The organism is Pseudomonas cremoris, from assembly GCF_014230465.1.
In genome coordinates this window covers 188,983-214,462 of record NZ_JAAXCY010000008.1, presented here as the reverse complement: position 1 = coordinate 214,462, position 25,480 = coordinate 188,983, and the positions used below count along the sequence as shown (strand labels likewise).

Sequence of the window (25,480 nt, the reverse complement as noted above, 5' to 3'; positions counted from 1 at the left end):
GTCAACTGATCCACCGCATTCGCGAGCAAGCCCGCTCCCACATTTAAACTGCATTCCAGTTAGGAATCAGGCCAGTTCAGGGGCGCTAGCGTACGCCTGTTCCAGCAATACGGTGAAGCGCACAAACGCGTCAATTGCACCTTTTTCCACGGCAGCCTCTTCTTCGGCGCTGAACTCCAGGCCATCGAGGGTGCGAGTAAAGCGCTTCCAGCCTTCGGCACGACCACCCGCCGGCTCGCCCAGGTGGCGGGCACCGAAGGTTTCGCTCAGGCCCAGGCCCACGGCGCGCTTGATCAGGAACGCAGCACCCAGCTTGGAGCCTTCAGACACGAACAGCCAGCCCAGGGCCTCGGCCTTGCTAGGGTTTTTCACTGCGCCGGCCACCGGGGCAGGCACTTCGGTGTCGAGGTCGCCCAGGTCCAATTTGGCGGCTTCGGCGCGGCAGCGTGCGGCCAGGTCGGGGATAATCTTGATTAGCTCGGCATCGTTGTACAACGCCACCAATTCCGACTGGAACAGGTATTGCGCCACCACGAAGCGGGCGAAGTTGGCCTGGGTTTCAAACGGCGCGTGGGCTTTCACCAGCGCATCGAGCTTGGCGTGCGGCGAGTGGGTGATCTGGTTCAGGCGCTGGGAGCGCAGGCTTGGGCGTTCTGCGGTGGGAGATGCGGTCATGAAAAAAGTCCTTGAGAAGAGGAGCGCCTTATTGCCCTAAAGAGAGCTGTTATCAACTAGACGAACAAGAAGACGCGGCACAGTAAAAAATCCTCACCCCGTCGATGAAATTTAGACGGGGTGAGGTGAGCGCTATCAGATATCCCAGATCACGTTGATCGCAAAGTTGCGGCCAGGTTGGGTCAGGCGGTCGATGTTGGCGGGCGCGGTCACGCCGGCTTCGCCAATGCTGTCGAAGCTGCGCACGTCGTCCCAGTTCCAGTATTTCTTGTCGGTGACGTTGTACAGGCCACCATTGACGGTCACGTCGTCGGTGACTTTGTAGAAACCGGTCAGGTCGACGGTGCCGAAACCAGGCGTCTTGAACGGTGCTTTTTTCTGGTCGCCGTCTGGCGAGAAGAAGGTGTTTTTGTCGACCCGATCCTGCTTCTTGACCAAGGTCCAGCTGACCAGCGCGCCGTAGGTCTCTTGCTCGTAACCCAGGCCGAATACGCCCTTGAGCGGATTGACGCTGTTGATCGGCTCGCCGGTGTCTTCGTTACGGCCGTAGGCATACGCCACCGAGCCCTGGGTATACAGGCCCTGCGGGGCACCGAAGGCGTCCAGGTTCAGACGGCCTTTGGCTTCCACGCCCTTGATGGTGGCGCGCTTGATGTTGCTGGCCTTGAAGGCCGTGCCGCTGGGCGACAGCAACGCAGCGTCTTCGTTGATGAAGTCGTGGTACTTGTTATAGAACACCGCCACGTCGAAGTTGCCCGACTCGAAGTTGCCGCGCAGGCCGGTTTCGAAGCTCTTGCTGCTTTCCGGCTTGAGGTCCGAGTTAGGTTCTACCACGTAGCCTTGCTGGATGTTTTCAAAGCGGCCGTACAGGGCTTTGGCCGACGGCGTGCGGAAGCCTTCGGCGTATTGGCCGAACCAGGTGTAGTTATCGGTCAGGGCGTAAGTCAGGCCGAATTTTGGCGAGACGCGGTGCCAGGTCTTGTCGCTGTCGTCATGTGGGTAGACGCGGTTCGGGTCGGTGGAGTTGAGGAAGTCCTCGGTCAGCTTGGGCTTGAGCTGGGTGTAGTCATAACGAACGCTGGGCAGGAAGGTCCACTTGCCCCAGTTGATCTGGTCCTGGGCGAACAGGGCGTAGGTGTTGATGGTCGGGTCCGGGAAGTCGCTGGCCGGTACCACTTTGTCCGAAGGGAACGTGCTCGGGCCGCCGATTGCAGCGCAATAGGTGCTGACGGTCAGGCAGGTTGCGCTGCCGGTACGGGAACCGGTGACTTTGGCTTGTTTGATGGTGGTGCCGTAGGTCAGCACATGGTCGGTGTCGGCGATGGCAAACGCCTTGTCCAGTTGGGCATCGAATACCCATTGTTTTTCCTGGTAGAGCGTCTGGCGGTCACGCGTCAAGTTGCGCGCGCCGGAAACGTAGTGTTCGGCCGTGGTCTGGTCGGTCTTGGCGATCTGATAGTTGAGGCTGGTCTTGATGTGATCGGCAAACGGCGCGTTCAGGGCAAAGGTGTTTTCCAGGCCGAAGCGTTCGCGGGTGATGGTGTCGTTACCCACGCGTGCACGGTAAAGGTTCATCGACGGACCGGCGTTGAACGGCCCACCCACGGCGCTTTTCTGATTGGTGTCGCGGTCATCCTTGTACTTCTCGTACGTCAGGCCCAGGCGGTTCTCATCGCCATAGTTCCAGCCCAGCTTGGCCAGCACGTTGGTGGTACGTGCGTCTTCCGGGTTGGCGCCGGTACGGGCCAGGCCGGTGGCGTTGTTGCCGTCGTAGGTTTCGGTCTCGTGACCGTTGCGCTGGCTCAGGTGCAGCAAACCGTCGAAGTCTTGTACGCGGCCAGCGACGGTGCCGGAGGTCAGCCAGCTGTCGTCGGCGGAGCTGTAGCCGGTTTTCAGGCGGGCACCGACGTCCTTGCCAGGCTTGATGATGTCGTCCGGGTCGAGGGTGAAGTAGCTCACCGCGCCACCGATGGCGCTGCTGCCGTACAGCGCCGAGGCTGGGCCGCGCAGGATTTCGACGCGCTTGACGATCTCCGGATCGACATAGTTGCGGCGGGTTTGTGCGTAAGGGCCGTTGGAGAAGTGATCGGGCACTTCGACGCCGTCGACCTGGGTGAGAATGCGGTCGCCGTCGATCCCTCGAATGTTGAAACCTGCATTGCCGGAACGGGTGCCAGCGCCGCCTACCGAGACACCGGGCTCGTAACGCACCAGATCGCGGCTGTTGCCGACGTTGAGGCGGTCCAGTTCCTGGCGGTCGTGCACGCTGACGGTGCTCGGCACACTGTTCACATCCTGCTCGTGGCGGGTGGCGCTGATGGTCACCTGTTGCAGGTTGAGGGTGCTGCCGGCTACCCGTTTTTCCAGGACGATATTGTTGTTGCCCAGTTTTCGGTAGCTCAGGTTGGTGCCCGTCAACAACTGGTCCAGGGCTTTTTCCGGCGACAGGGGGCCGCGCACGCCAGGGGACGACACACCTTGGCCCAGTTCTGCCGGCAGGCCGACTTGCCAGCCCGTGACGCTGGTAAAGGCATTCAGCGCGGAGACCAACGGCTGTTGTTCGATGCTGAAGTTGTAATTGCCGTGGCTGCGTGAAACAGGCTCGGCAGCGCTGGCGCTCATCACCGGCGCGCCAGCCAGCAGGATAGCGGCGGTCAGCAAGGATAGGACGGGCGAGGAAGACCGGCGGTTGAAACGAGAGGACATCGAGAGCGCTCCGGGGTACGAATCTTTTTAGTTGCGAACTGAACAAATAGGAATCAGTTGCATTGGCTAAGACGAGACGTACCGCCGGAGGCTATCGAGTAAAAATAATTCTCATTTAGTTCAGGATCACCAGCGCCGGGTATTCCGAGAGCTTGGCCGAGGTGATGTGCGCCAGCGAACGCACGACGTCGAGGGGCTGGTCGAGGCGGTAGTTACCGGTGACGGCAACGCTGGCGAGTTTGTCGTTGGTATTGATGATCCACCCGGGGTAATAGCGGCGCAGTTCAGCAAGCACTTCGCTCATCGGGCGGTTCTCGAAAATCAGCCGGCCCTGCACCCAGGCCAGGTCCTTGTTGGCGTCGAGCTTGGCCGGTGGGCCGAAACCTTTGGGGCCGATGCGGATACTTTCACCGGCACTCAGGCGCACACGGGCGTCGTCGACGGTGTTGCTCAGGTCCACGTTGCCACGCTGTACCTGCACCTGGGCCTCGCCATTGAGGTAGCGCACGGCAAAATCGGTATCGCGCACGCTGGCGCGCACCGGGCCGGCGTCGATTTCCAGAGGCAGGCCGTGGTTGGGGATAATTTCGAAAAACGCTTCGCCCTGATACAGGCGAGCCAAGCGTTGGTGATCCTTGATACTGCTGGAAAACGCCGAGTTGGTGTTGAGCAACACCTTTGCGCCCTCGTCCAGTTGCAGGCGCTGGCGTTCACCCACCACGGTGAGGTGATCGGCTTGCAGGCGCACCGGCAGGTTGCTGAAGCTGAACAGGCCGATCAGCAGCATGGCGGCGGTTGCCAAGGGCTTCCAATGGGGTTTGATGCGGCGCCAGGCGCTCGGCTTGCGCGGCGCGGCCAGTGCTACGGCGGCACTGTGCACCGGCGCCCCCCCCCAGGCCGCCTGGGCTTTGCCAAAGGCGTGTACGTGGGCGGGATCGCTGGCGAGCCAGGCTTCAAATTCGGCCTGTTGCCCGGGCAGCGGGCACTGCAAGGCGATCAGCCAGTCGAGGGCTTGGTCCATAGCCACGTCTTGCAACACCTCATGAGCCAGCTCATGGGGGTGCTGTTTATTCGGGTCCGTCACGGTGTTCCTCGGGTCTTCGCCACGTTTTGTTCATCGATCCTACAGCGTGTGTCGATAGGTCTGCCGGGGTCAGCTTAAGGCTGATCCAGTCTTTGGGCTACACCTACGCAGATGGCCATGATCAATTTGAGTTCCTTTTGCACGGTGCTCAAAGAGACTTCCAACTGATCGGCAATCTCCTGATAGCTGCAGCCATGCAGGCGGCTGAGGATGAAGATCTGCTGCTGACGGGCGCTCAGCTGGCCCAGGCTGACACTCAGGTGTTCCAGCATTTGCTCGGCCTGGGTCGCGTCTTCGGGCGTGCTAATGGGGGCTGCGACGCTTTGCAGGACGTCCAGCGGGACGTCTTCCTGCAGTGTGCGGGCCTGGATACGACGGGAACGCAGATGATCCAGCGCCAGGTTGCGTGCCGTTTGATAGACGAAGGGTTCGAGGTGATCGATGGGCCGCTCACTCAGCGCCCGGGTGACGCGCAGGTAGGTTTCCTGCAACAGGTCCTCGGCGGTGCTGTGGTTATTCACCATCCGCTGCAAGGTGCGTAGCAGAATCACCCGTTGGGTGAGAAAGACTTGGTTGAAGCGAGATTGGCTCACAGTGATACCAGACCGATTTGCAGTTAATGATAATGCTTATCATCAACGCAAATAGCAAGGAGCACTTTTTTGAGGGCTGGCGCAGGACAAATGTGGGAGCGGGCTTGCTCGCGAAAGCGGTGGGTCAGACAAAGCATCTATAACTGACAGACCGCATTCGCGAGCAAGCCCGCTCCCACACAAGCCCGCTCCCACAGGGAATCTCTATTGGGCCTTTATTCGGCGTTGCACAGCGCCAGGCAGTTATCCAGCATGCGGTTGGAGAAGCCCCACTCGTTGTCATACCACGCCAGCACTTTCAGTAATTTGCCGCTGACTTTGGTGTGATTGGCATCGAAAATCGACGACAACGGGTTATGGTTGAAGTCACTGGAAACCAGCGGCAGGGTGTTGTAGCCGAGGATCTTCGAATGTTGGCTGGCTTCTTTCAGCAGCGCGTTCACTTGCTCGGCAGTGGCTTCTTTCTTCAACTGCACGGTGAGGTCCACCAGCGACACGTTGATCACCGGCACACGCACGGCCATGCCAGTCAGTTTGCCCGCCAGTTCCGGCAGTACCAGGCCCACCGCTTCGGCGGCGCCGGTCTTGCTCGGGATCATGTTCTGGGTAGCCGAGCGCGCACGGTACGGGTCGGTGTGGTAGACGTCGGTCAGGTTCTGGTCGTTGGTGTAGGCGTGAATGGTGGTCATCAGGCCGCTTTCGATGCCCAGCTCGCGATGCAGTACCTGGGCGACCGGCGCCAGGCAGTTGGTGGTGCACGAAGCATTGGAGATGATTTGATGCGATTGACGCAGAATATCGTGGTTCACACCGTAGACCACGGTAGCGTCTGCACCCTTGGCCGGTGCAGAAATGATCACCTTGCGTGCGCCGGCGGTAATATGGGCGGCAGCTTTGTCGCGGTCGGTGAACAGGCCGGTGCATTCGAACACCACGTCGATCTTGTGCGCAGCCCACGGCAGGTCGGCCGGGTTGCGAATGGCACTGACGGCAATCCGGTCACCATTGACGGTCAGGCTTTCCTGATCGTGAGCGACCTCTGCTTCGAATGTGCCATGGACGGTGTCGTATTTGAGCAGGTGGGCATTGATCGAACTGTCGCCCAGATCATTGATGGCGACGATCTGCAAATCCTGACGGTAGCCTTGGGTATACAGTGCGCGCAGGACATTACGGCCGATACGGCCAAAACCATTGATTGCGATACGAAGAGTCATTGGAAAGTGCCTGTCGTCGATTTGTTGTAAGAATTACAAGATTATTCGCATAAAAATAGAAAACAAGCCTTTTTAGTGGCAATATTTTGTTCAATCTACAACGAGTGACCTGAATCAACTGGTCCGATTGGTCAAGTAACACCCTGCCAACCTCTTTGCGGCGGGCGTTTGACCAGCATAGGAACGAGGGTCGCCACATCCGTTAGCCTGGAGTTCTATACATGCATCCCCGCGTTCTTGAGGTCACCGAACGGCTTATCGCCCGCAGCCGCGCCACTCGCGAGGCCTACCTTGCGCTCATTCGCGGCGCAGCCAGCGACGGTCCGATGCGCGGCAAGCTGCAATGCGCCAACTTCGCCCACGGCGTAGCCGGTTGCGGCACTGAAGATAAAAATAGTCTGCGAATGATGAATGCCGCCAACGTGGCAATTGTTTCGTCATATAACGACATGCTCTCGGCGCACCAGCCGTACGAACATTTTCCTGAACAGATCAAGAAAGCCCTGCGCGAAGTCGGCTCGGTCGGCCAGTTCGCCGGTGGTACCCCCGCCATGTGCGATGGCGTGACCCAAGGCGAACCCGGCATGGAGTTGAGCCTGCTCAGCCGTGAAGTGATTGCCATGTCCACGGCGGTAGCGCTGTCCCACAACATGTTCGACGCCGCGCTGATGCTGGGCATCTGCGACAAGATCGTGCCGGGCCTGATGATGGGCGCGCTACGCTACGGTCATCTGCCGATGGTCTTTGTGCCTGGCGGACCGATGCCGTCCGGTATTTCCAACAAGCAGAAGGCCGATGTTCGCCAGCGTTACGCTGAAGGCAAGGCCACTCGTGAAGAGCTGCTGGAATCGGAGATGAAGTCCTACCACAGCCCCGGCACCTGCACCTTCTACGGCACTGCCAACACCAACCAGCTGTTGATGGAAGTGATGGGCCTGCACTTGCCGGGCGCTTCGTTCGTCAACCCGTACACGCCGTTGCGTGATGCGCTGACCCGCGAGGCTGCGCATCAGGTCACGCGCTTGACCAAGGCTAACGGCAGCTTCATGCCGATTGGCGAGATCGTCGACGAGAAGTCCATCGTCAACTCCATCATCGCGCTCAACGCCACCGGCGGCTCCACCAACCACACTCTGCACATGCCAGCCATCGCCATGTCGGCGGGTATCATTTTGACGTGGGACGACATGGCGGACCTCTCCGAGGTAGTGCCGACCCTGTCCCACGTGTACCCAAACGGCAAGGCCGATATCAACCACTTCCAGGCAGCGGGCGGCATGTCGTTCCTGATTCGCGAACTGCTGGAAGCCGGCCTGTTGCACGAGGACGTCAACACCGTCGCGGGCAAGGGCCTGAGCCGTTACACCCAGGAACCGTTCCTGGTGGATGGCGAGCTGATCTGGCGCGACGGCCCTATCGAAAGCCTCGACGAAACCATCCTGCGCCCGGTCGCCCGTGCGTTCTCGCCGGAAGGCGGTTTGCGCGTGATGGAAGGCAACCTTGGCCGTGGTGTGATGAAAGTCTCGGCCGTGGCCCTTGAGCACCAGATCGTCGAAGCACCGGCGGTGGTGTTCCAGGACCAACAGGACCTGGCGGACGCGTTCAAGGCCGGCCAACTGGAAAAAGACTTCGTCGCGGTGATGCGCTTCCAGGGCCCGCGCTCCAACGGCATGCCCGAACTGCACAAGATGACCCCGTTCCTCGGCGTGCTGCAGGACCGTGGCTTCAAAGTCGCCCTGGTGACAGACGGGCGGATGTCCGGCGCCTCGGGTAAGATTCCCGCCGCGATCCACGTCAACCCCGAAGCCCAGAGCGGCGGGCCGCTGGCACGGGTGCGCGATGGCGATATCATTCGCGTCGATGGCGTGAAGGGCACCTTGGAGCTTAAGGTGGACGCCGAAGAATTTGCAGCGCGCGCGCCTGCCACGGGCCTGTTGGGCAATAACGTGGGGGCCGGTCGCGAGCTGTTTGCATTTATGCGCTTGGCCGCAAGCTCCGCAGAGCAAGGCGCCAGCGCCTTTACCTCTGCCTTGGAGACGCTTAAGTGAAGCTTGCGCTGGTCGGTGATATCGGTGGAACCAACGCGCGTTTTGCGTTGTGGCGGGACCAGGAACTGCATTCGATCCGCGTGCACGCCACGGCGGATCATGCCAGCCCGGAGGAGGCCATCAAGTTCTACCTCAAGGAAGAAGGCCTGCACATCGGTGATATCGGTGCGGTGTGCCTGTCGGTGGCCGGGCCGGTGAGTGGTGATGAATTCAAGTTCACCAACAATCACTGGCGCCTGAGCAAGACGGCGTTTTGCAACACCTTGCAGGTCGATGAGTTGCTGTTGGTCAATGACTTCTCGGCCATGGCCCTGGGCATGACCCGCCTCAAGCCCGACGAATTTCGCGTGGTCTGCGAAGGCACGCCGGAACCGTTGCGCCCGGCGGTGGTGATCGGCCCAGGCACCGGCCTGGGCGTCGGCACCCTGCTGGACCTGGGCGCTGGCCGCTTTGCGGCGCTGCCAGGGGAGGGTGGCCATGTCGACCTGCCCCTGAGCAGCCCGCGTGAAACTCAGCTGTGGCAGCATATTTACAGTGAAATCGGCCATGTCAGCGCCGAGACCGCGTTGAGCGGCGGCGGCTTGCCACGGCTGTACCGCGCGATTTGCGCGGTGGACGGGTACACGCCGGTGCTGGACACGCCCGAAGCCATCACGGCAGCTGGCCTGGCCGGCGACCCGGTGGCGATGGAAGTATTGGACCAGTTCAGCATCTGGCTGGGCCGGGTGGCAGGTAACAACGTGCTGACCACCGGTGGACGCGGTGGCGTGTACATTGTGGGCGGAGTGATACCGAGGTTTGCCGACTTCTTTATCAGCAGCGGTTTCGCCAAGAGCTTTCGCGACAAGGGCTGCATGAGTGACTACTTCACGGGCATTCCGGTGTGGTTGGTGACCGCGCCGTATTCCGGGTTGACTGGCGCGGGTGTGGCGCTTGAACAGGCTTTTGCGTAGTTAGTTATGGCCTCTTCGCGAGCAAGCCCGCTCCCACATTTGATCGCGTTCCAGCTTTGGAATGCGGGCAAAATGTGGGAGCGGGCTTGCTCGCGAAAGCGGCCTCAAGGGCAACAAATGACTCAAGCTTGGCCATAACAACAAGGAGGACCCCGTGAGCGTAATCAGTAAATCCATTCTCCTCGTCGACGACGACCAGGAAATCCGTGAATTGCTGCAAACCTACCTCAGTCGCGCCGGTTTCCAGGTGCGTGGCGTGCCGGATGGCGCGGGGTTCCGCCAGGCGATGAACGAGGCGCCCTGCGACCTGGTCATCCTTGATGTGATGCTGCCGGACGAAGACGGTTTCAGTCTGTGCCGCTGGATTCGCCAGCACCCGCGCCAGGCGCAGGTGCCGATCATCATGCTCACCGCCAGCTCGGATGAAACCGACCGCGTGATCGGCCTGGAACTGGGCGCCGACGATTACATCGGCAAACCGTTCAGCCCCCGCGAATTGCAGGCGCGTATCAAGGCCTTGCTGCGCCGTGCACAGTTTGGCCAGGAGCGCAGCGGCGGTGGTGATGTGTGGGTGTTCGACGAGTGGCGCCTGGACATGATCAGTCACCGCCTGTTCCATGTGGATGGCGAAGAAGTGATCCTCTCGGGTGCCGATTTTGCCCTGCTCAAGTTGTTTCTCGACCACCCGCAACAGATCCTCGACCGCGACACCATCGGCAACGCCACCCGTGGCCGTGACCTGATGCCGCTGGACCGTATCGTCGACATGGCTGTCAGTCGCTTGCGCCAGCGCCTGCGCGATACCGAAAAGCCGCCGCGACTGATTCGCACCGTGCGTGGCAGCGGTTATCAATTGGCAGCCAGCGTGGTTGCCGGCAATGCGCACTGAGCAACTGGGCGAGCACCTGAGCGAGCGCCGCCGGCGCTTTCCGGTACCGCGCTCATTGCTGGGACGGATGTTGCTGCTGACCTTGCTCGCGGTGTTGTTCGCCCAGGCGCTGTCCAGCGTGATCTGGGTTTCGCAGTTACGCGCCACGCAGCTTGAAGGCTTGGTCACCAGCGCCCGCAGCCTGGCGCATTCGATGACCGCCAGCGTGAGTTACTTCCGTTCGTTGCCGGTGGCCTATCGCCCGTTGGTCCTCGACCAACTGCGTAGCATGGGCGGCACTCGCTTTGTGGTGACCCTCAACGACCGCCCCTTGGACATGGCGATTCTGCCGCAGACCCCACGCAAACAAGCGGTGCTGCAAGCGGTAGATGAAGTGCTGCGCCAGACCTTGGGCGCCGACGTGCATATCTCGGTGGAGTTCGTCAGCGCCGAGGACCTGCGCATTTTCAACGCTGGCTTGAAGCTCGATGAATTACCACGCTCCTGGGCGCATTACGCGCTGACCCTGGAACCGGTGAACCCGCCGGTGCTGGTTACGCAGATCCAGCTCGCGCCCGGTGAATGGCTGTACATCGCCTCGCTGTTGCCCGAGCCCTACACCAGCCTGGAAGAGCAGGGCCTGCCGTCCCAACAGGTGTGGTTTATCGTGCTGACCAGCGGCTTCCTGTTGCTGTTTATCGGCCTGTTGGTGCACTGGCAAAGCCGACCGCTCAAGCGCCTGGCGCGGGCGGCGCGGGATATGTCCCTGGGCGCCGATGTAGAGCCGGTGGCCGAAGGTGGCGGCAGTGAAGTGGTGGAAGTGGGCCGCGCATTCAACGCGATGCGCGAGCGCATCAGCCGCTACCTGACTGAACGCAGCCAATTGTTCAGCGCGATTTCCCACGACCTGCGCACTCCCATCACCCGTCTGCGACTGCGTGTGGAACTGCTCGAAGACGAGAACCTGCAAACCAAGTTCGGCCGCGACCTGGATGAGTTGGAGTTGCTGGTAAAAGGCGCGCTGCAATGCGTAAAAGACACCGACATTCACGAAAACATCGAGCCGGTGGACCTGAACCACGTACTCGACTGCCTGGTGGAGCCGTACCTGGCGCCGAACGGCAATGGCCGCGTGACCCAGCAGGGTCGAGCCCTGACGACCTACCCGGGCAAGCCGCTGGCGCTCAAGCGCTGCATCGGCAACCTGATCGATAACGCCCTGAAGTACGGGCAGAACGCTCACTTGCATATCGAGGACGATGGCGTCGATTTCATCCTGCACGTGGATGATGAGGGGCCAGGCGTGCCGGAGCAGCGGTTGGAGCAGGTGTTCGAACCGCACTTTCGTCTGGCCGGGCAGCAGCAGGGCTATGGCTTGGGGTTGGGGATTGCGCGAAACATTGCCCATAGCCATGGCGGCGAGGTGAGTTTGCAGAATTTGCGCGAAGGTGGGTTGCGGGTGACGTTGCAACTACCCCGTGGATTGGACTGAATACACATGGAAACCATGTGGGAGCGGGCTTGCTCGCGAATGCGGTGTGCCAGTTAACACATGTATCAACTGATTGACCGCATTCGCGAGCAAGCCCGCTCCCACATTTTTGATCTCTGTTGAGTCAGATGCTTTGGCGCAGCCGGGCCAAATCTCTTAAAGGTGGCGCACCAAACAACCGGCTGTATTCCCGGCTGAACTGCGATGGGCTTTCATACCCTACCCGATACCCTGCCGCCGACGCTTCCAACCCTTCGGCAATCATCAAGCGTCGTGCTTCCTGCAAGCGCAGCTGCTTCTGATACTGCAACGGACTCATCGCGGTGATCGCCTTGAAGCGGTGATGCAAGGTCGACACGTTCAGGTTCACTTCCTTGGCCAGGTCATCGATGCGCAGGGGTTGTTCGTAGTTGCCGTTCAACCACGTGATCGCCTGGCTGACCCGATGGCTCTGACTGTTGGCCACGGCAATTTCATACAACCGATAACCCTGCGGCCCACGCAACAGGCGGTAGAGGATTTCCCGGTTGATCAATGGCGCCAGCATCGCGATGTCTTTGGGCGTATCCAGCAGGCGCGATAGGCGCAGCACCGCGTCCAGCAGTTGGCTGTCGATACGGTCCACGTACATTCCGCGAGAAGTAGGGCGCGAAGGCACGCCCATCGGGCCGGCCTCGGCAATCAGCGCGGTGAGCTGCGCCGGGTCGATATTGATGCGCACCGACAGGTTCGGGTTTTCGGGTGTGGCCTCGATGATCCGGCCCGCCACCGGCATCGCCACCGAGAACACCAGGTAATTGAGCGGGTCGTAGGCAAAGATTTCGTCGGCCAGGCGTACTTCCTTGCTACCGCTGGCCAGGATGCACAGCGCGGGCTCCACCAGCACCGGCATAAAATCACGCGGCGTGTTGTGGCGGTTCAGGTACAGCGAGGTGATTGCCGTGCCGTAGGAGCCATCTTCCCAGGTGTGTCGGTGCACGATACTGGCCAGTTCGGCGCGCTGCTTTTCCATCTCGGCATCGAGGGGAATGGACTGATGTTCAGGCGACGACATGGAGTGTCCTCTACAGGCTTTTTTGATGGGCTCAGCTTAGCGGTGGCTTTTCAAAAAGTGTTACGTCGATTCTGCACAATCCTTGCCTGATCCTGCGATAAATCGTGAATCAGGCAAGCAAAGCGCCTGTCATCTCCCTGAAACACTGAGCATGGGCTTGGAATAAAACCCGAGGCTGTAACGTCCTATCTACGCTTCTCGCAGGATTGTGCAATAAGCCTGCAGGAATCGACTAACTGCGCGGCTACCTGCGCCGTTATCTTTGATCCTGTGGCAACACGCCCTCACAGTGCTTGCCGAGCATCACTTCTCAACGGGAGAGTCGAACATGTCCACCCCCATTCCCGCGAGCCATATGGCCTTTATCCGTGCCCGTACCGGGTGCAGCACCGAACTCGGTGCACGCTTGAGCAGTTTGATCGAACCGGGCCGTCAGGCTCAGGGTTGCCTGCAATTCTCGTTGCAGCATTCCCAGGTTGATCCCGATGTGTGGCTGGTCTCGGGTTTCTGGAGCAGCGAGCAGGCGATGAGCGCCTACTTCAACTCGCCAGCCCTGATGATCTTTACCGAGCTGTTGAATGACATGGTGGTTCGTAGCATGGACTTCCAGACCTTCACCGACGCATCCGCCGTGCATGCCTACGGCGAGTACCTGCAACTCGCCGGTTGACGGGGGTAGAATGGCCGACTTCCCATTGGCCAGGACCTGCAACATGGCACGTAAAGAATTTGCCCACCACGAAGCCGTTTCCGCCGTAGTGCCGGGAGAAGGTGGCTACAGCGCCGCCGTCGCCGTCAAGGCACTGGATGGCATGGGCGCACCGCGCTTTCACAAGATCCTTGATGGACAGACGTTCAAGACCGCTTCCGATGCCGATGACGCGGCGGCGTTGCAATTGGAGCGGTTGGTGGACGTGGATGAAGAAGGCCAGTTGGCCTGGGCAACGGCATCAATCTAACCAACACCGCTGAACCCAATGTGGGAGCGGGCTTGCTCGCGAAAGCGGTGCGTCAGGCACAACAGTGTCACTGACAGACCGCATTCGCGAGCAAGCCCGCTCCCACAGTTTTAATCGCATTTCAGTCAGGGTTTTGTGGCACCTGGGCGATACATCTTGAACAGCGCTTCCGGCCCCAACTGGAAATAATCCGCTGGGCCACCCCCCCGCAGAATCGGCTCAGCCGCCGCTGTGTCATAGATGCCATCCTTGAGCAGCCATTTGGCGATATGTACCGCAACCACCTCACCCAGCACCAGCCAGCTTGGCACCAGTCCCTTGTCGGCCCGTTGCAGCTGAATGATCTGCGTCACCTTGCACTCGAACGACACCGGGCTCTCGCCGACCCGTGGCACGCTGATGATTTTTGACGCGACCGGCGTCAGGCCAGACAGCTCAAACTCATTCACCTCGGGTGATACCGCCGCGCAACTCTGGTTCATCTGCTCGGCCAGCGGGCGCGTCGCCAGGTTCCATACAAACTCGCCAGTCTGTTCGATGTTGTTCAGGCTGTCTTTGCGCCCGACACTGGAAAACCCAATGATCGGCGGAATGTAGTTGAACGCATTGAAGAAGCTATAGGGCGCAAGGTTCAGGCGGCCTTCGCTGTCGTGCGACGAGATCCAGCCAATGGGCCGTGGGCCGACGATGGCATTGAACGGGTCATGGGGAAGGCCGTGGCCGTTGGCGGGTTCGTAGAAGTGGATATCGTCAGGCATGGCCGGGGTTCCTGCAGGTGAGTTTGCTGAGGTGGCCATACTGCAAGGCATGGCGATGAATTTCCATCCGATATGGAATTTTCATGCGCTCCCCACCTATTTTTCACAGCGCCACGTTCAGTCTGCGCCCCAAGGTCGGCACCCCACATCAGTCGGCCAATTGAATGACTGAGCTCTGGAGCCTTCCCCCCAATGAATAAACTTCCTCAGATCACCCTGGCGTTCTGGGTTATGAAAATCTGCGCGACCACCCTGGGCGAAACCGCAGGTGATTTACTGTCGATGACCCTGAATGTCGGCTATGCCATCAGCTCGATGATCCTGATCAGCGTGTTCCTGGTCACGTTGGTGACGCAGCTCTGGTCGAAAACCTACAACCCGGTGCTGTACTGGATCGTGATCCTGTCCACCAGCACCGCTGGCACTACCATGTCGGACTTTATGGATCGCTCCCTGGGCCTGGGGTATGCGACGGGGTCGATGATTTTGATCGTGATTTTGATGATCATCTTCGCCATGTGGCACCTCAGTGGCGACTCGCTCAACGTGAACAAGGTGCAGACCTTTCGCGGCGAGTTGTTCTACTGGATGGCCATCCTGTTTTCCAACACCCTGGGCACCGCATTGGGCGATTTCCTGGCGGACGATTCTGGGCTTGGGTTTGCCGGAGGCGCGTTGCTGATCGGTTCGACCATTGCGGCCGTGGTGGCGCTCAAATACTTCACGCAGATTTCGTCGGTGTTGTTGTTCTGGGTGGCGTTTGTGCTGACCCGTCCGTTTGGCGCGACCTTGGGCGACTTCCTCACCAAGCCCCATGAGAAAGGCGGGTTGGATTTCGGCACCATTGGATCATCGGCGGTATTGGCGGCGGTGCTGGTGGTGATGATTGCGGGGGCGTCGTATGCGCAACGGCGGTATGGCTCGATCAACCAGACGCTGCAAAACTAAAAGTGGGAGCGGGCTTGCTCGCGAATACGGAGTGTCAGTCGCCGACTGTATCGACTGATCCACCGCTTTCGCGAGCAAGCCCGCTCCCACATTTTGTACCGCGTTCAGCTGTTAGTCAGTGGTGATCCGCGAGTGCTTGCGGGTGTCTTTCATGGTCACATAGACCAGCAGCGACACCGCAATACACGCCGTCACGTACCAGTAATACCCGGTCTCCATGCCGATGCTCTTGAACCACAGCGCGATGTATTCAGCCGTACCGCCGAAGATCGACACAGTCAGCGCATACGGCAGGCCTACACCCAGTGCGCGGATTTCGGTCGGGAACAGTTCGGCCTTTACCACCGCGTTGATCGAGGTGTAGCCGCTGACGATGATCAGCGCCGCCATGATCAGGAAGAACGCGCCCCACCAGGTCTGGATGGTGTGCAGGGTGGTGAGGATGGGCACGGTGAACAGCGTGCCAAGGATGCCGAAGGCGATCAGGATCGGCCGACGGCCGACTTTATCCGACAGCCCGCCGATGATGGGTTGCAGGCACATGAACAAGAACAGCGTCGCCGCCGAAATGGTGGTGGAGTCGGAAATGCTCATACCGACCGTGTTCACTAGGTATTTCTGCATGTAGGTGGTGTAGGTATAGAAGGCCAGGGTGCCGCCCATGGTCAGGCCAACCACCGTCATCAGTTCCTTGGGGTGGCGCATCAAGGTGCGCATGGCGCTTTCCTTAGCCTTTTCCTTCTTGGTGAACGACTCGGTTTCTTCCATGCCACGACGCAGGTACAACGCGACTACCGCGCACAGTGCGCCGATGGCGAACGGGATACGCCAGCCCCAGTCGTACAGTTGTTCGGTGGTCAGCAGCTGTTGCAGCACGATCAGCACCGCCAGGGCGATGAGCTGGCCGGAGATCAGGGTCACGTACTGGAAGCTGGAGTAGAATCCGCGACGTTCCTTGGTCGCCATCTCGCTGAGGTAAGTGGCGGAGGTACCGTATTCGCCGCCGACCGACAGGCCCTGCAGCAAACGGGCAAACACCAGCAGGATCGGCGCGCCGATGCCGATCATTTCATAGCCTGGGCTCAGGGCAATCAGCAACGAGCCGAAGCACATCAGGTACACCGAGGCCATCAGGGCTTTCTTGCGCCCGACCTTGTCGGCGTACAGGCCCATCAACCACCCACCAATAGGGCGCATCAGGAAACCCACGGCGAAGATCGCGGCGGTGTTCAGCAATTGAGCGGTGGTGTCGCCTTTAGGGAAAAAGGTCTTGGCGAAGTACAGCGAGAAGGCGGCATAGACGTACCAGTCGTACCACTCGACCATGTTGCCGACGGAGCCACTGAAAATCGATTTGATGCGGCTGGAGGTAGTGCGCTCTTTCGTCGGCGCGGCCGCCGACCCCAGAGGCAGGGCGTTGGAATTATCCATTGAAGGATCCTTCATCTAGTTGTTTTTATGGAGCCGCTTGAGCGCAGCCTGGCTGGGCTATAGCAGGAGCTGTGCCAGGTGGATGAAGGCCCGTTCTAGAAGGGTTTGCGGATTTTTTTGAGCGGAAAGTTGCTGATGATTTGCGGGTGGTGAGCGGAAATCCGCCTATGGCCGCTGGCCCTATCGCAGGCAAGCCAGCTCCCACACTTGACCGTATTTCATCTTTGGAATGCAGTTAGTGTGGGAGCGGGCTTGCTCGCGAAGGCGGCCTGAAGGACTACACAATGAATGAATCAGAGAAACGTATCCCTCACCAACCCATGCCGCTGCATCTTTTCATTCAAGGTACGCCGTGGCAGTTGCAACTCCGCCAGCACCGCCTTTATGTCGCCTTTATGCCGGGTCAGCGCAGCCTTGAGGCAATGCGCCTCGAACGCTTCCTGCTGCGCCGCTAACGATTGCCCCGCCTCAATCCCTTCCGGCTCCGGATCGCCGAGGCCCAGCACCTGGCGTTCAGCGAAGTTGGCCAACTCACGGACATTACCCGGCCAATCATGGCCGAGCATTCGCCCCAACTGTGCGCCGCTCAAGGGCTCAACGCTGCGGCCCAGCCGTTCGCCCGCGCTGTGGGCAAAGTGGTCGAACAGCAGCGCAATATCCTCGCGCCGCTCACGCAGTGGCGGTAGGCGCAGCTGCGCCACGTTCAGCCGATAGGCCAAATCTTCGCGAAAACGGCCGGCGCGCGCCTCTTCCAGCAGGTCTGGCTTGGTCGCGGCGATGATGCGCAAATCCACATGAATGCTTTGATTGGAACCCAGCCGCTCCAGCTTTTGCTCCTGCAACACCCGCAGCAGCTTGACCTGCTGGGCCAGCGGCATGCTTTCGATTTCATCCAGGAACAGCGTGCCGCCATGGGCATATTCCAGCTTGCCGATGCGCTTGCCCTGGGCGCCGGTGAACGCGCCGCTTTCATGGCCGAACAGCTCGGCCTCAAACAGCTGCTCGGGGATCGCCGCGCAGTTGAGGGCCACGAAGGGTTTTTTCGCCCGTGGGCCAAAGTCATGCAGGCAGCGCGCGACCAGTTCCTTGCCGCTGCCCGTCTCGCCACGGATCAGCACATTGACCGGCAAGCTCGCCAGGTCGAGCACTTGGCGGCGCAGGTTCTGCAAGCCCCGGGACACACCCAGCAGGCTTGTTTCCAACTGCGCGCGATGATCGGCCTGTTGATGCAGGCGGCGGTTTTCCAGGATCAGCCCGCGCTTGTCCAGGGCCCGGCGCAGGCTGTTGAGCAGCGCGTCGGGGCTGAAGGGTTTTTCCAGGAAGTCGTAGGCACCGTCGCGCATGGCTTCCACCGCCATCGGCACGTCGCCATGGCCGGTCAACAGGATCACCGGCAAGTCGGCATCGCGACGTTGCACTTCGGCCAATAGCTCGAGCCCGCTGAGCCCAGGCATGCGCACGTCGCTCAGGATCACTCCGGGAAAGTCCTTGGGCAATTTCGCCAGGCATTCTTCGGCGCGGCTGAACAGTTGCACCTCAAACCCGGACAAGCTCAACCATTGCTCTACGGCCGTGCGAATGCTGGCTTCGTCATCGACCACAATCACCGCGTTCAACATAGGTCGGGCGTCTCCAGCGCGATAGGCAAGGTCAGGGTAAACACGGCGCCGTCACCACGGTTGCCGGCAATCAGGCGACCGCCGAGTTCATGCACGATCGCGTAGGACACTGCCAGCCCGAGGCCGAGCCCATCACCCACGGGTTTGGTGGTGAAGAATGGGTCGAACACGCTGTTCAGGTGCTCCTCGGCAATCCCGCCGCCGCTGTCGCTGACAGTGAGTTGCCACAGTTGCTGGTCAGCCTGCAGGCGGATTTCCAGGCGTTTACGCGGTTTGTCGGCCATCGCGTCGAGGGCGTTGCGCAGCAGGTTGATCAGCACCTGTTCAAGGCGGATCGCATCGCCCCGTACCCACGCCGGGCGTGTCAGGTCGAGCACCACGCCGATGCCTTCATCGCGCAGGCGGGCATCAAGTAAATGCAGGGATTGGTCGACCACTAACGCCAAATCCAGCCGTTCGCGCAAGCCGCTGGGGCTTTTGCGCGCAAAGGTCTTGAGGTGGCCGGTGAGCGCTGCCATGCGCGTGAGCATTTCGTCCAGCGGCGTCAGCGCCTTGTAGGCATCGTCTACGCGGCCATGGTCCAGCAGCAGGCGCAGGGTTGCCAATTGCATGCGCTGGGCGGTCAGCGGTTGATTGATCTCATGGGCGAGGGCGGCGGACATCTGTCCCAGCGCTGCCAGCTTGGCCGACTGCACCAAGCCATCCTGGGCGGTGCGCAGCGCTTGGGTGCGTTCTTCCACCAACTGCTCAAGTTCTTCACGACTGCGCTGACGCAAGCGAGCCAAGCGCCAGCGCTGGGTCAGGAACAGCACCAGGAACACCAGCGCAAGCCACGAGCCAGCGGCGGCGAGCCCGGCGTTGCGTTGGTCCTCGAAGGCGAATTGCGGTTTGCGCAACAGGTGCAGGGTCCAGCCTTCTGCTTTCAGCGGCAGCGATTCCCAGATGTAATTGGCGTTGCCGTCGGGGCCATTGACGCGCATCAGGTGACTGTTGTCGTCAAAGCGTTGCAGCGACTGGGTCTCCAGCGGTTGCAGTTGTTTCTTGTCGTATTGGCGGGTGGCCTTGAGTTCGGCCAGGTCGTTGTCCGACAGCGGTCGCAGGTTGCGATAGCGCCAGCCCGGTTGGTTGGCAATAAATACGATACCCCGCGCATCGCTGACCAATAGCAGGTCGTTGCCCTGGGCCCACTCGCGTTCAAGCTCGGGGAACTCCAGCTTGACCACCATGGCACCAAGGAACTGTTCGTGCTCATCGAGCACCGCGCTCGAGAGGAAATATCCCGGTATTCCGGTGGTCACGCCCACGGCAAAAAAGCGCCCGGTCCCCTGGCTTCGGGTCTGGCTGAAATAGGGCCGGAAAGCGTAGTTGTGGCCGACATAACTGCTGGGCAGGTTCCAGTTACTGGCGGCCACGGCCAGGCCGGTTCGGTCCATCAACTCCAGGGTAGAAGACTGCGCGGCGCCGTTGATGCGCTCCAGCTTGCGGTTGAGCAAGTCCTGAGTGCTGGCATCCAGCGGGCCTCTCAAGGCGTTGATCATTTCCGAGTCAAGCGCCAGCACCGCCGGCAGGGCGCGGTAGCGTTCGATCAGGGTATGCAGGGAGTTGCCATACAGCATGAGCTGCTGACTGGCGCGAGCGGCGTCGTCCGCCAAGGCCTGGCGTTCGGCATGGCGCGTAGCCAAGGCCGCGGCCAGCAGTGCGCCGGCGATGATCAACAGGGAGAAGAAGGTCAGGCGCAGGGGACGAGGGATCACGATCATACGGTGATGAACAGGCGCAGTGAGGGGAGTGCACCATACCATGAGCACCCTGACTCTTGTGACGGGTGGGTATTTGTGGGAGCGGGCTCGGCTTAACAAAAGTGCCAGCCATAAAAAAGGCGACTGGGCCGTGGAGCCGCAGTCGCCTTCATCCAAGCGGGAAAATGCTTACTGCACTTCTACCGCCAGGCTTTCACTGATCTTTTTCTGCCAGATGGCAGGACCGGTGATGTGGACGGATTCGCCCTTGCTGTCCACCGCAACGGTGACCGGCATGTCTTTCACGTCGAACTCGTAGATCGCTTCCATGCCCAGCTCGGCGAACGCGACAACGCGGGACTTCTTGATGGCTTGCGCCACTAGGTAAGCCGCGCCGCCGACAGCCATCAGGTACACGGCTTTGTGGTCCTTGATCGCTTCGATGGCGGTTGGGCCGCGCTCGGATTTGCCGATCATGCCCAGCAGGCCGGTTTGTTCGAGGATCTGACGGGTGAACTTGTCCATCCGCGTCGCGGTGGTCGGGCCCGCCGGGCCAACCACTTCTTCGCGCACCGGATCAACCGGGCCGACGTAGTAGATGAAGCGACCCTTGAGGTCGACCGGCAGGGTTTCACCCTTGTTCAGCATTTCGACCATGCGCTTGTGCGCGGCGTCGCGGCCGGTGAGCATCTTGCCGTTGAGCAATACGGTTTCGCCCGGCTGCCAGCTCTGCACTTCTTCCGGGGTCAGGGTGTCGAGGTTGACACGGCGAGCCGATGGGCCGGCTTCCCAGACGATTTCCGGGTAGGCGTCCAACGGTGGCGCTTCCAGCGACGCAGGGCCCGAGCCGTCGAGCACGAAGTGCGCGTGGCGCGTGGCGGCGCAGTTGGGGATCATGCACACCGGCAGCGAGGCGGCGTGGGTCGGGTAGTCCATGATCTTCACGTCGAGCACGGTGGTCAGGCCACCCAGGCCCTGGGCGCCGATGCCCAGTTGGTTGACCTTCTCGAACAGCTCCAGGCGCATCTCTTCGATACGGTTCTGCGGGCCGCGCTTTTTCAGCTCGTGGATGTCGATGGACTCCATCAACACTTCCTTGGCCATCACCGCAGCTTTCTCGGCGGTGCCGCCGATGCCAATGCCCAGCATGCCCGGTGGGCACCAGCCGGCGCCCATGGTCGGAACGGTCTTCAGAACCCAGTCAACGATCGAGTCGGACGGGTTGAGCATGGCCATTTTCGACTTGTTCTCGGAGCCGCCGCCCTTGGCCGCCACGTCCACTTCCACGGTGTTACCCGGGACGATGGAGTAGTGGATGACCGCTGGGGTGTTGTCCTTGGTGTTTTTGCGCGCGCCTGCCGGGTCGGCGAGGATCGATGCACGCAGGACGTTTTCCGGCAGGTTGTAGGCGCGACGCACGCCTTCGTTGATCATGTCGTCCAGGCCCATGGTGGCGCCATCCCAACGCACGTCCATGCCCACGCGCACGAACACGGTAACGATACCGGTGTCCTGGCAGATCGGGCGATGGCCGGTGGCGCACATGCGCGAGTTGATCAGGATCTGGGCGATGGAGTCACGGGCTGCTGGCGATTCTTCGCGCAGGTAGGCTTCGTGCATGGCCTGGATGAAATCAACGGGGTGGTAGTAGGAAATGAATTGCAGGGCGTCGGCAACGCTCTGAATCAGGTCGTCTTGCTTGATCACGGTCATGAGTCGCGCTCCTCTATAAGGGAACATTCAATAAAGGTGGCGTCAGTGTTGCATCGGTCGGCTGAAGCCACCTTTCCAAGGCACGCCAAAATGGTGCAGGCGCGACGCTAAAAAGGCGCGGCAGTATAACCCGGTACGGTGGCCGATACACCCGACTATGGTCAAACTGTCGCAGGCATGATTCCCTGTGCGCATCCCCTGTCATCGAGACCTTTATATGCCTGAACTGCACGTCGGCGAACGCCACTGGTCGGTCACAACCGGCAGCAATCTGCTGGATACGCTGAACCAGGCGGGTGTGGCCGTGCCCTTCAGTTGCCGTGCCGGTAGTTGTCATGCCTGCCTGGTACGTTGCCACGGCGAAGTCGAGGACAAGCAGCCCGATGCCCTGAGCCCGGCGCAGCGCCAGGACGGCTGGCGGCTGGCGTGCCAGTGCCACGTGAGTGGGGATGTGCGGGTCGAGACGTTTGACCCGGCGCGTGACGGTTTGGCCGCTCAAGTGGTAGGTGCCGATTGGCTGAACCCGAATGTGTTGCGCTTGCGCCTGCAAACTGAGCGGGGCCTGCGGTATCGAGCGGGCCAGCATTTGGTGGTGTGGGCAGGGCAGGTAGCACGTCCTTACTCATTGGCGAGCTTGCCCCAGGAAGACCCGTTCCTGGAGTTTCACCTCGATTGCCGGCTGCCGGGCGAGTTCAGTGATCGTGCCCGGCAGTTGCAGGTCGGCGACCCTTTACGCCTGGGCGAGCTGCGCGGCGGTGCGTTGCAATACGATGCGGACTGGCAAAACCGGCCGCTGTGGTTGCTGGCTTCCGGTACCGGCCTAGGGCCGTTATGGGGTGTGTTGCGTGAAGCACTGCGCCAGGATCACCAAGGCCCTATCCGCGTGATTCACCTGGCCCATGATGCGCAAGGGCACTACCTGGCCGAGCCCTTGGCACAACTGGCCGCGCAGCATCCAAACGTGCAGGTGCAGCTGTGGACTGCGGCCGAGTCGGCCCAGGCATTGGCGCAACTGCGGCTTGTTTCGCGGCAAACTCTGGCCTTACTCTGCGGGCACCCCGCCCATGTCGAAGCGTTCTCCAAGCGCTTGTTCCTGGCGGGACTGCCGCGCAATCAACTGCTGGCCGATGTGTTCCTGCCCCGTGGTTGAGCGCTGAACTCTATAGTCGCGAGATTCGCCATGACCGACGCCATTTTGCAGCACCGCGAAGGCGGGCTGCTGACCTTGCAGCTCAACCGCCCCGACAAGAAAAACGCCCTGACCCGTGCCATGTACACGTCCTTGGCCGAGGCGCTGGAGCAAGCGGATGCGAGCCCGGATATCAGCGCGGTGCTGATCCAGGGCAGCAGCGAATGCTTCACCGCCGGCAACGACATTGGCGACTTTCTAGAACAACCGCCCGCCGACCTCGACAGCCCACCGTTTCACTTTATGAAAAGCCTGCTCAACTGCCGAAAGCCGGTGATCGCCGCCGTGGCCGGTGCGGCGGTGGGTATCGGTACGACGCTGTTGCTGCATTGCGACTTGGTTTACATCAGCCGCGATGCACGTTTGCGTATGCCGTTCGTCAACCTGGGGCTGTGCCCTGAGTTTGGTTCAAGCTTGATCTTGCCGCGCCTGTTGGGGCATGCGAAGGCGGCCGAACTGTTGCTGTTGGGTGAGGGCTTTACGGGCGAGCAGGCAGCGGCTTGGGGCATTGCCACCGAGGCGTTGGGCAGCGGTGACGCAGCGCTGGCCAAGGCGCGGGAAGTGGCTGGGCGTTTTGAAACCCTGGCCACCGGGGCGGTGCAGGTGACCAAGCAGTTGATGAAGAGCGTGGACCGCGAGCAGTTGCGCCAGGTGATCGAGGAGGAAGGGGCGCTGTTTACGCAGCGGTTGAAGTCGCCGGAGGCGGTTGCGGCCTTGTCAGCTTTTGTCACCCGTCGATGAGTTTGCATTGGCTGGTCTGGCGCTATCGCAGGCAAGCCAGCCCCCACATTGGAATGCGCTCATCTGTGAGCGCCGGGCTTACCCGCGATGAGGCCCTCCCTGGCAACACAAAACCCATAGGCATAAAAAAGCCCCGAACCAGTCGGGGCTTCCTCATTTACCGGTCAATTAGACCTGCGGGTCGCCCACGTGCAGGATCTTCATGCCATTGGTGCCACCGGTAGTGTGGTAGCTGTCGCCCTTGGTCAGGATGACCCAGTCGCCTTTTTCTACGACGCCGCGTTTGACCAACTCGTCAATCGCCTTCTGGCTGACTTCGTTCGGTGCCAGCGAAGCCGGGTCGAACGGGATGGTGTACACGCCACGGAACATCGCCACGCGGGCTTGAGCTTCGCGGTGTGGGGTGAACGCGTAGATCGGCACCGAAGAACGGATACGCGACATGATCAACGGGGTGTAGCCACTTTCGGTCAAGGCAATGATCGCTTTGACACCTGGGAAGTGGTTGGCGGTGTACATGGCAGCCAGGGCGATGCTCTGGTCGCAGCTTTCGAACACTTTGCCGATACGGTGGCTGGAGGTCTTGCTGGTCGGGTGCTTTTCAGCGCCAACGCAGATGCGCGCCATGGCTTGCACCGCTTCCAGCGGGTAAGGGCCGGCAGCACTTTCAGCCGAGAGCATCACGGCGTCGGTGTAGTCGAGCACGGCGTTGGCCACGTCGGACACTTCGGCACGGGTCGGCATCGGGTTCTGGATCATCGACTCCATCATCTGGGTCGCCACGATCACGGCCTTGTTGTGGCGGCGTGCGTGCAGGATGATCTTTTTCTGGATGCCGATCAGTTCGGCGTCACCGATCTCCACGCCCAGGTCGCCACGGGCAACCATCACGGCGTCGGAGGCGTTGATCAGGCCGTCCAGGGTTTCGTCATCGGCTACGGCTTCGGCGCGTTCGATCTTCGCCACCAGCCAGGCGGTGCCGCCGGCTTCGTCGCGCAGTTTACGGGCGTATTCCATGTCGGCAGCGTCGCGCGGGAAGGACACGGCGAGGTAGTCCACTTCCATTTCGGCGGCGAGCTTGATGTCGGCCTTGTCTTTTTCGGTCAGGGCCGGCGCCGTGAGGCCACCACCACGACGGTTGATGCCTTTGTGGTCCGACAGCGGGCCGCCGATGATCACGGTGCAGTTCAGTTCAGTCGGGGTCGCGGTATCGACGCGCATGACCACGCGACCGTCGTCCAGCAGCAGCTCGTCACCGACACCGCAGTCCTTGACCAGGTCCGGGTAGTCGATACCCACGACTTGCTGGTTGCCTTCGGTCAGCGGATGGCTGGTAGAGAAGGTGAACTTGTCACCGATCTTCAGCTCGATACGCTTGTTGGTGAATTTGGCAATACGGATTTTCGGGCCTTGCAGGTCACCCAGCAGAGCGACGAAGCGGCCGTGCTTGGCGGCCAGGTCACGTACCAGCTTGGCACGAGCCTTGTGCTCGTCCGGGGTGCCGTGGGAGAAGTTCAGACGGGCGACGTCCAAACCAGCCAGAATCAGCTGTTCGAGGACTTCCGGCGAGTTGCTGGCCGGGCCAAGGGTGGCGACGATTTTGGTGCGACGGACGGACATGCACAGACTCCTGAGTTCAAGCGCTGAGGAAGGCTACTATGCTCTTTCGTTGTAGTCATTGTTCCTTTGCACT

The 25,480-nt window shown here is 60.8% G+C and carries 21 protein-coding genes; 9 read left to right on the top strand and 12 right to left on the bottom strand.

Annotated elements, in window-relative coordinates; genetic code table 11:
- Positions 1-66 precede the first annotated feature (66 nt).
- The 5 genes from HF257_RS20950 to gap form a co-directional block, all read right to left on the bottom strand.
- Positions 67-675, bottom strand: a complete 609-nt coding sequence (locus HF257_RS20950) for a biliverdin-producing heme oxygenase (RefSeq protein WP_185708112.1) — start codon at positions 673-675, stop codon at positions 67-69.
- A gap of 135 nt (positions 676-810) precedes the next feature.
- On the bottom strand, positions 811-3,381 hold the full coding sequence (locus HF257_RS20945) for a TonB-dependent receptor (protein WP_185708111.1): 2,571 nt from the start codon (positions 3,379-3,381) through the stop codon (positions 811-813).
- Between the two features lie 115 nt (positions 3,382-3,496).
- A complete protein-coding gene (locus tag HF257_RS20940; protein ID WP_185708110.1) occupies positions 3,497-4,465 on the bottom strand; it encodes a FecR family protein in 969 nt (322 codons plus the stop codon).
- A 74-nt stretch (positions 4,466-4,539) separates the two neighbouring features.
- Positions 4,540-5,058, bottom strand: coding sequence for an RNA polymerase sigma factor (locus HF257_RS20935; protein ID WP_185708109.1), 519 nt, complete (start codon positions 5,056-5,058; stop codon positions 4,540-4,542).
- 215 nt (positions 5,059-5,273) lie between these two features.
- Entirely contained in the window at positions 5,274-6,275 is a 1,002-nt protein-coding gene (gene gap, locus HF257_RS20930; protein ID WP_049711713.1) for a type I glyceraldehyde-3-phosphate dehydrogenase, read from the bottom strand.
- Between the two features lie 221 nt (positions 6,276-6,496).
- Here gap and edd point away from each other — a divergent pair, with 221 nt between their 5' ends.
- The 4 genes from edd (at position 6,497) to HF257_RS20910 (ending at position 11,636) form a co-directional block, all read left to right on the top strand.
- Complete coding sequence (gene edd, locus HF257_RS20925) at positions 6,497-8,323, top strand: phosphogluconate dehydratase (protein WP_185708108.1); 1,827 nt, start codon at positions 6,497-6,499, stop codon at positions 8,321-8,323.
- Entirely contained in the window at positions 8,320-9,276 is a 957-nt protein-coding gene (locus HF257_RS20920) for a glucokinase (RefSeq protein WP_185708107.1), read from the top strand. Before edd ends, HF257_RS20920 begins: the two co-directional genes overlap by 4 nt.
- 154 nt (positions 9,277-9,430) lie before the next feature.
- The gene (locus HF257_RS20915; protein ID WP_185708106.1) at positions 9,431-10,165 is read left to right on the top strand and encodes a response regulator; all 735 of its coding nucleotides are present in this window, start codon (positions 9,431-9,433) and stop codon (positions 10,163-10,165) included.
- A complete protein-coding gene (locus HF257_RS20910) occupies positions 10,155-11,636 on the top strand; it encodes an ATP-binding protein (RefSeq protein WP_185708105.1) in 1,482 nt (493 codons plus the stop codon). Before HF257_RS20915 ends, HF257_RS20910 begins: the two co-directional genes overlap by 11 nt.
- Before the next feature lie 124 nt (positions 11,637-11,760).
- Here HF257_RS20910 and HF257_RS20905 read toward each other — a convergent pair whose 3' ends face one another.
- Positions 11,761-12,690 carry an AraC family transcriptional regulator gene (locus HF257_RS20905; RefSeq protein ID WP_185712111.1) on the bottom strand — a complete coding sequence of 310 codons (930 nt, stop codon included), beginning with the start codon at positions 12,688-12,690 and terminating at the stop codon, positions 11,761-11,763.
- A gap of 328 nt (positions 12,691-13,018) precedes the next feature.
- Here HF257_RS20905 and HF257_RS20900 point away from each other — a divergent pair, with 328 nt between their 5' ends.
- The gene (locus HF257_RS20900; protein WP_071484314.1) at positions 13,019-13,360 is read left to right on the top strand and encodes an antibiotic biosynthesis monooxygenase family protein; all 342 of its coding nucleotides are present in this window, start codon (positions 13,019-13,021) and stop codon (positions 13,358-13,360) included.
- A gap of 10 nt (positions 13,361-13,370) precedes the next feature.
- Positions 13,371-13,649 (top strand): hypothetical protein, encoded by a 279-nt coding sequence (locus HF257_RS20895; protein ID WP_185708103.1) that lies wholly within the window; start codon positions 13,371-13,373, stop codon positions 13,647-13,649.
- A 125-nt stretch (positions 13,650-13,774) separates the two neighbouring features.
- Here HF257_RS20895 and HF257_RS20890 read toward each other — a convergent pair whose 3' ends face one another.
- Positions 13,775-14,407: a flavin reductase family protein gene (locus tag HF257_RS20890; protein WP_185708102.1), complete on the bottom strand. Its 633-nt coding sequence runs from the start codon at positions 14,405-14,407 to the stop codon at positions 13,775-13,777.
- A gap of 192 nt (positions 14,408-14,599) precedes the next feature.
- Between HF257_RS20890 and HF257_RS20885 the strand changes: the two genes are divergently transcribed.
- Positions 14,600-15,355 (top strand): COG4705 family protein, encoded by a 756-nt coding sequence (locus HF257_RS20885; protein WP_185708101.1) that lies wholly within the window; start codon positions 14,600-14,602, stop codon positions 15,353-15,355.
- 111 nt (positions 15,356-15,466) lie between these two features.
- Here HF257_RS20885 and HF257_RS20880 read toward each other — a convergent pair whose 3' ends face one another.
- The 4 genes from HF257_RS20880 to HF257_RS20865 all read right to left on the bottom strand — a co-directional run bounded on the left by HF257_RS20880 (position 15,467) and on the right by HF257_RS20865 (position 21,857).
- Positions 15,467-16,786 carry an MFS transporter gene (locus HF257_RS20880; RefSeq protein ID WP_185708100.1) on the bottom strand — a complete coding sequence of 440 codons (1,320 nt, stop codon included), beginning with the start codon at positions 16,784-16,786 and terminating at the stop codon, positions 15,467-15,469.
- A 293-nt stretch (positions 16,787-17,079) separates the two neighbouring features.
- Complete coding sequence (locus HF257_RS20875; protein ID WP_185708099.1) at positions 17,080-18,405, bottom strand: sigma-54-dependent transcriptional regulator; 1,326 nt, start codon at positions 18,403-18,405, stop codon at positions 17,080-17,082.
- Positions 18,399-20,165 carry an ATP-binding protein gene (locus HF257_RS20870; RefSeq protein WP_185708098.1) on the bottom strand — a complete coding sequence of 589 codons (1,767 nt, stop codon included), beginning with the start codon at positions 20,163-20,165 and terminating at the stop codon, positions 18,399-18,401. The genes HF257_RS20875 and HF257_RS20870 overlap by 7 nt, the downstream gene beginning before the upstream one ends.
- A 168-nt stretch (positions 20,166-20,333) precedes the next feature.
- Positions 20,334-21,857 (bottom strand): fumarate hydratase, encoded by a 1,524-nt coding sequence (locus tag HF257_RS20865; protein WP_016971118.1) that lies wholly within the window; start codon positions 21,855-21,857, stop codon positions 20,334-20,336.
- 217 nt (positions 21,858-22,074) lie between these two features.
- Here HF257_RS20865 and HF257_RS20860 point away from each other — a divergent pair, with 217 nt between their 5' ends.
- Both HF257_RS20860 and HF257_RS20855 read left to right on the top strand, forming a co-directional pair.
- Positions 22,075-23,007: an iron-sulfur-binding ferredoxin reductase gene (locus HF257_RS20860; protein ID WP_185708097.1), complete on the top strand. Its 933-nt coding sequence runs from the start codon at positions 22,075-22,077 to the stop codon at positions 23,005-23,007.
- Between the two features lie 30 nt (positions 23,008-23,037).
- Complete coding sequence (locus tag HF257_RS20855) at positions 23,038-23,787, top strand: enoyl-CoA hydratase-related protein (protein WP_185708096.1); 750 nt, start codon at positions 23,038-23,040, stop codon at positions 23,785-23,787.
- 168 nt (positions 23,788-23,955) lie between these two features.
- On the opposite strand, the gene pyk is transcribed toward HF257_RS20855, so the two are convergent.
- On the bottom strand, positions 23,956-25,407 hold the full coding sequence (pyk, locus tag HF257_RS20850; protein WP_185708095.1) for a pyruvate kinase: 1,452 nt from the start codon (positions 25,405-25,407) through the stop codon (positions 23,956-23,958).
- Between the last annotated feature and the right edge of the window lie 73 nt (positions 25,408-25,480).

Bases quoted from the DNA above. Each gene is read 5' to 3' on its own strand.
- HF257_RS20950 (WP_185708112.1), bottom strand. From the start codon at position 675: ATGACCGCATCTCCCACCGCAGAACGCCCAAGCCTGCGCTCCCAGCGC.
- HF257_RS20945 (WP_185708111.1), bottom strand. From the start codon at position 3,381: ATGTCCTCTCGTTTCAACCGCCGGTCTTCCTCGCCCGTCCTATCCTTG.
- gap (WP_049711713.1), bottom strand. From the start codon at position 6,275: ATGACTCTTCGTATCGCAATCAATGGTTTTGGCCGTATCGGCCGTAAT.
- edd (WP_185708108.1), top strand. From the start codon at position 6,497: ATGCATCCCCGCGTTCTTGAGGTCACCGAACGGCTTATCGCCCGCAGC.
- HF257_RS20910 (WP_185708105.1), top strand. From the start codon at position 10,155: ATGCGCACTGAGCAACTGGGCGAGCACCTGAGCGAGCGCCGCCGGCGC.
- HF257_RS20905 (WP_185712111.1), bottom strand. From the start codon at position 12,690: ATGTCGTCGCCTGAACATCAGTCCATTCCCCTCGATGCCGAGATGGAA.
- HF257_RS20900 (WP_071484314.1), top strand. From the start codon at position 13,019: ATGTCCACCCCCATTCCCGCGAGCCATATGGCCTTTATCCGTGCCCGT.
- HF257_RS20895 (WP_185708103.1), top strand. From the start codon at position 13,371: ATGGCCGACTTCCCATTGGCCAGGACCTGCAACATGGCACGTAAAGAA.
- HF257_RS20890 (WP_185708102.1), bottom strand. From the start codon at position 14,407: ATGCCTGACGATATCCACTTCTACGAACCCGCCAACGGCCACGGCCTT.
- HF257_RS20885 (WP_185708101.1), top strand. From the start codon at position 14,600: ATGAATAAACTTCCTCAGATCACCCTGGCGTTCTGGGTTATGAAAATC.
- HF257_RS20880 (WP_185708100.1), bottom strand. From the start codon at position 16,786: ATGGATAATTCCAACGCCCTGCCTCTGGGGTCGGCGGCCGCGCCGACG.
- HF257_RS20875 (WP_185708099.1), bottom strand. From the start codon at position 18,405: ATGTTGAACGCGGTGATTGTGGTCGATGACGAAGCCAGCATTCGCACG.
- HF257_RS20870 (WP_185708098.1), bottom strand. From the start codon at position 20,165: ATGATCGTGATCCCTCGTCCCCTGCGCCTGACCTTCTTCTCCCTGTTG.
- HF257_RS20865 (WP_016971118.1), bottom strand. From the start codon at position 21,857: ATGACCGTGATCAAGCAAGACGACCTGATTCAGAGCGTTGCCGACGCC.
- HF257_RS20860 (WP_185708097.1), top strand. From the start codon at position 22,075: ATGCCTGAACTGCACGTCGGCGAACGCCACTGGTCGGTCACAACCGGC.
- HF257_RS20855 (WP_185708096.1), top strand. From the start codon at position 23,038: ATGACCGACGCCATTTTGCAGCACCGCGAAGGCGGGCTGCTGACCTTG.
- pyk (WP_185708095.1), bottom strand. From the start codon at position 25,407: ATGTCCGTCCGTCGCACCAAAATCGTCGCCACCCTTGGCCCGGCCAGC.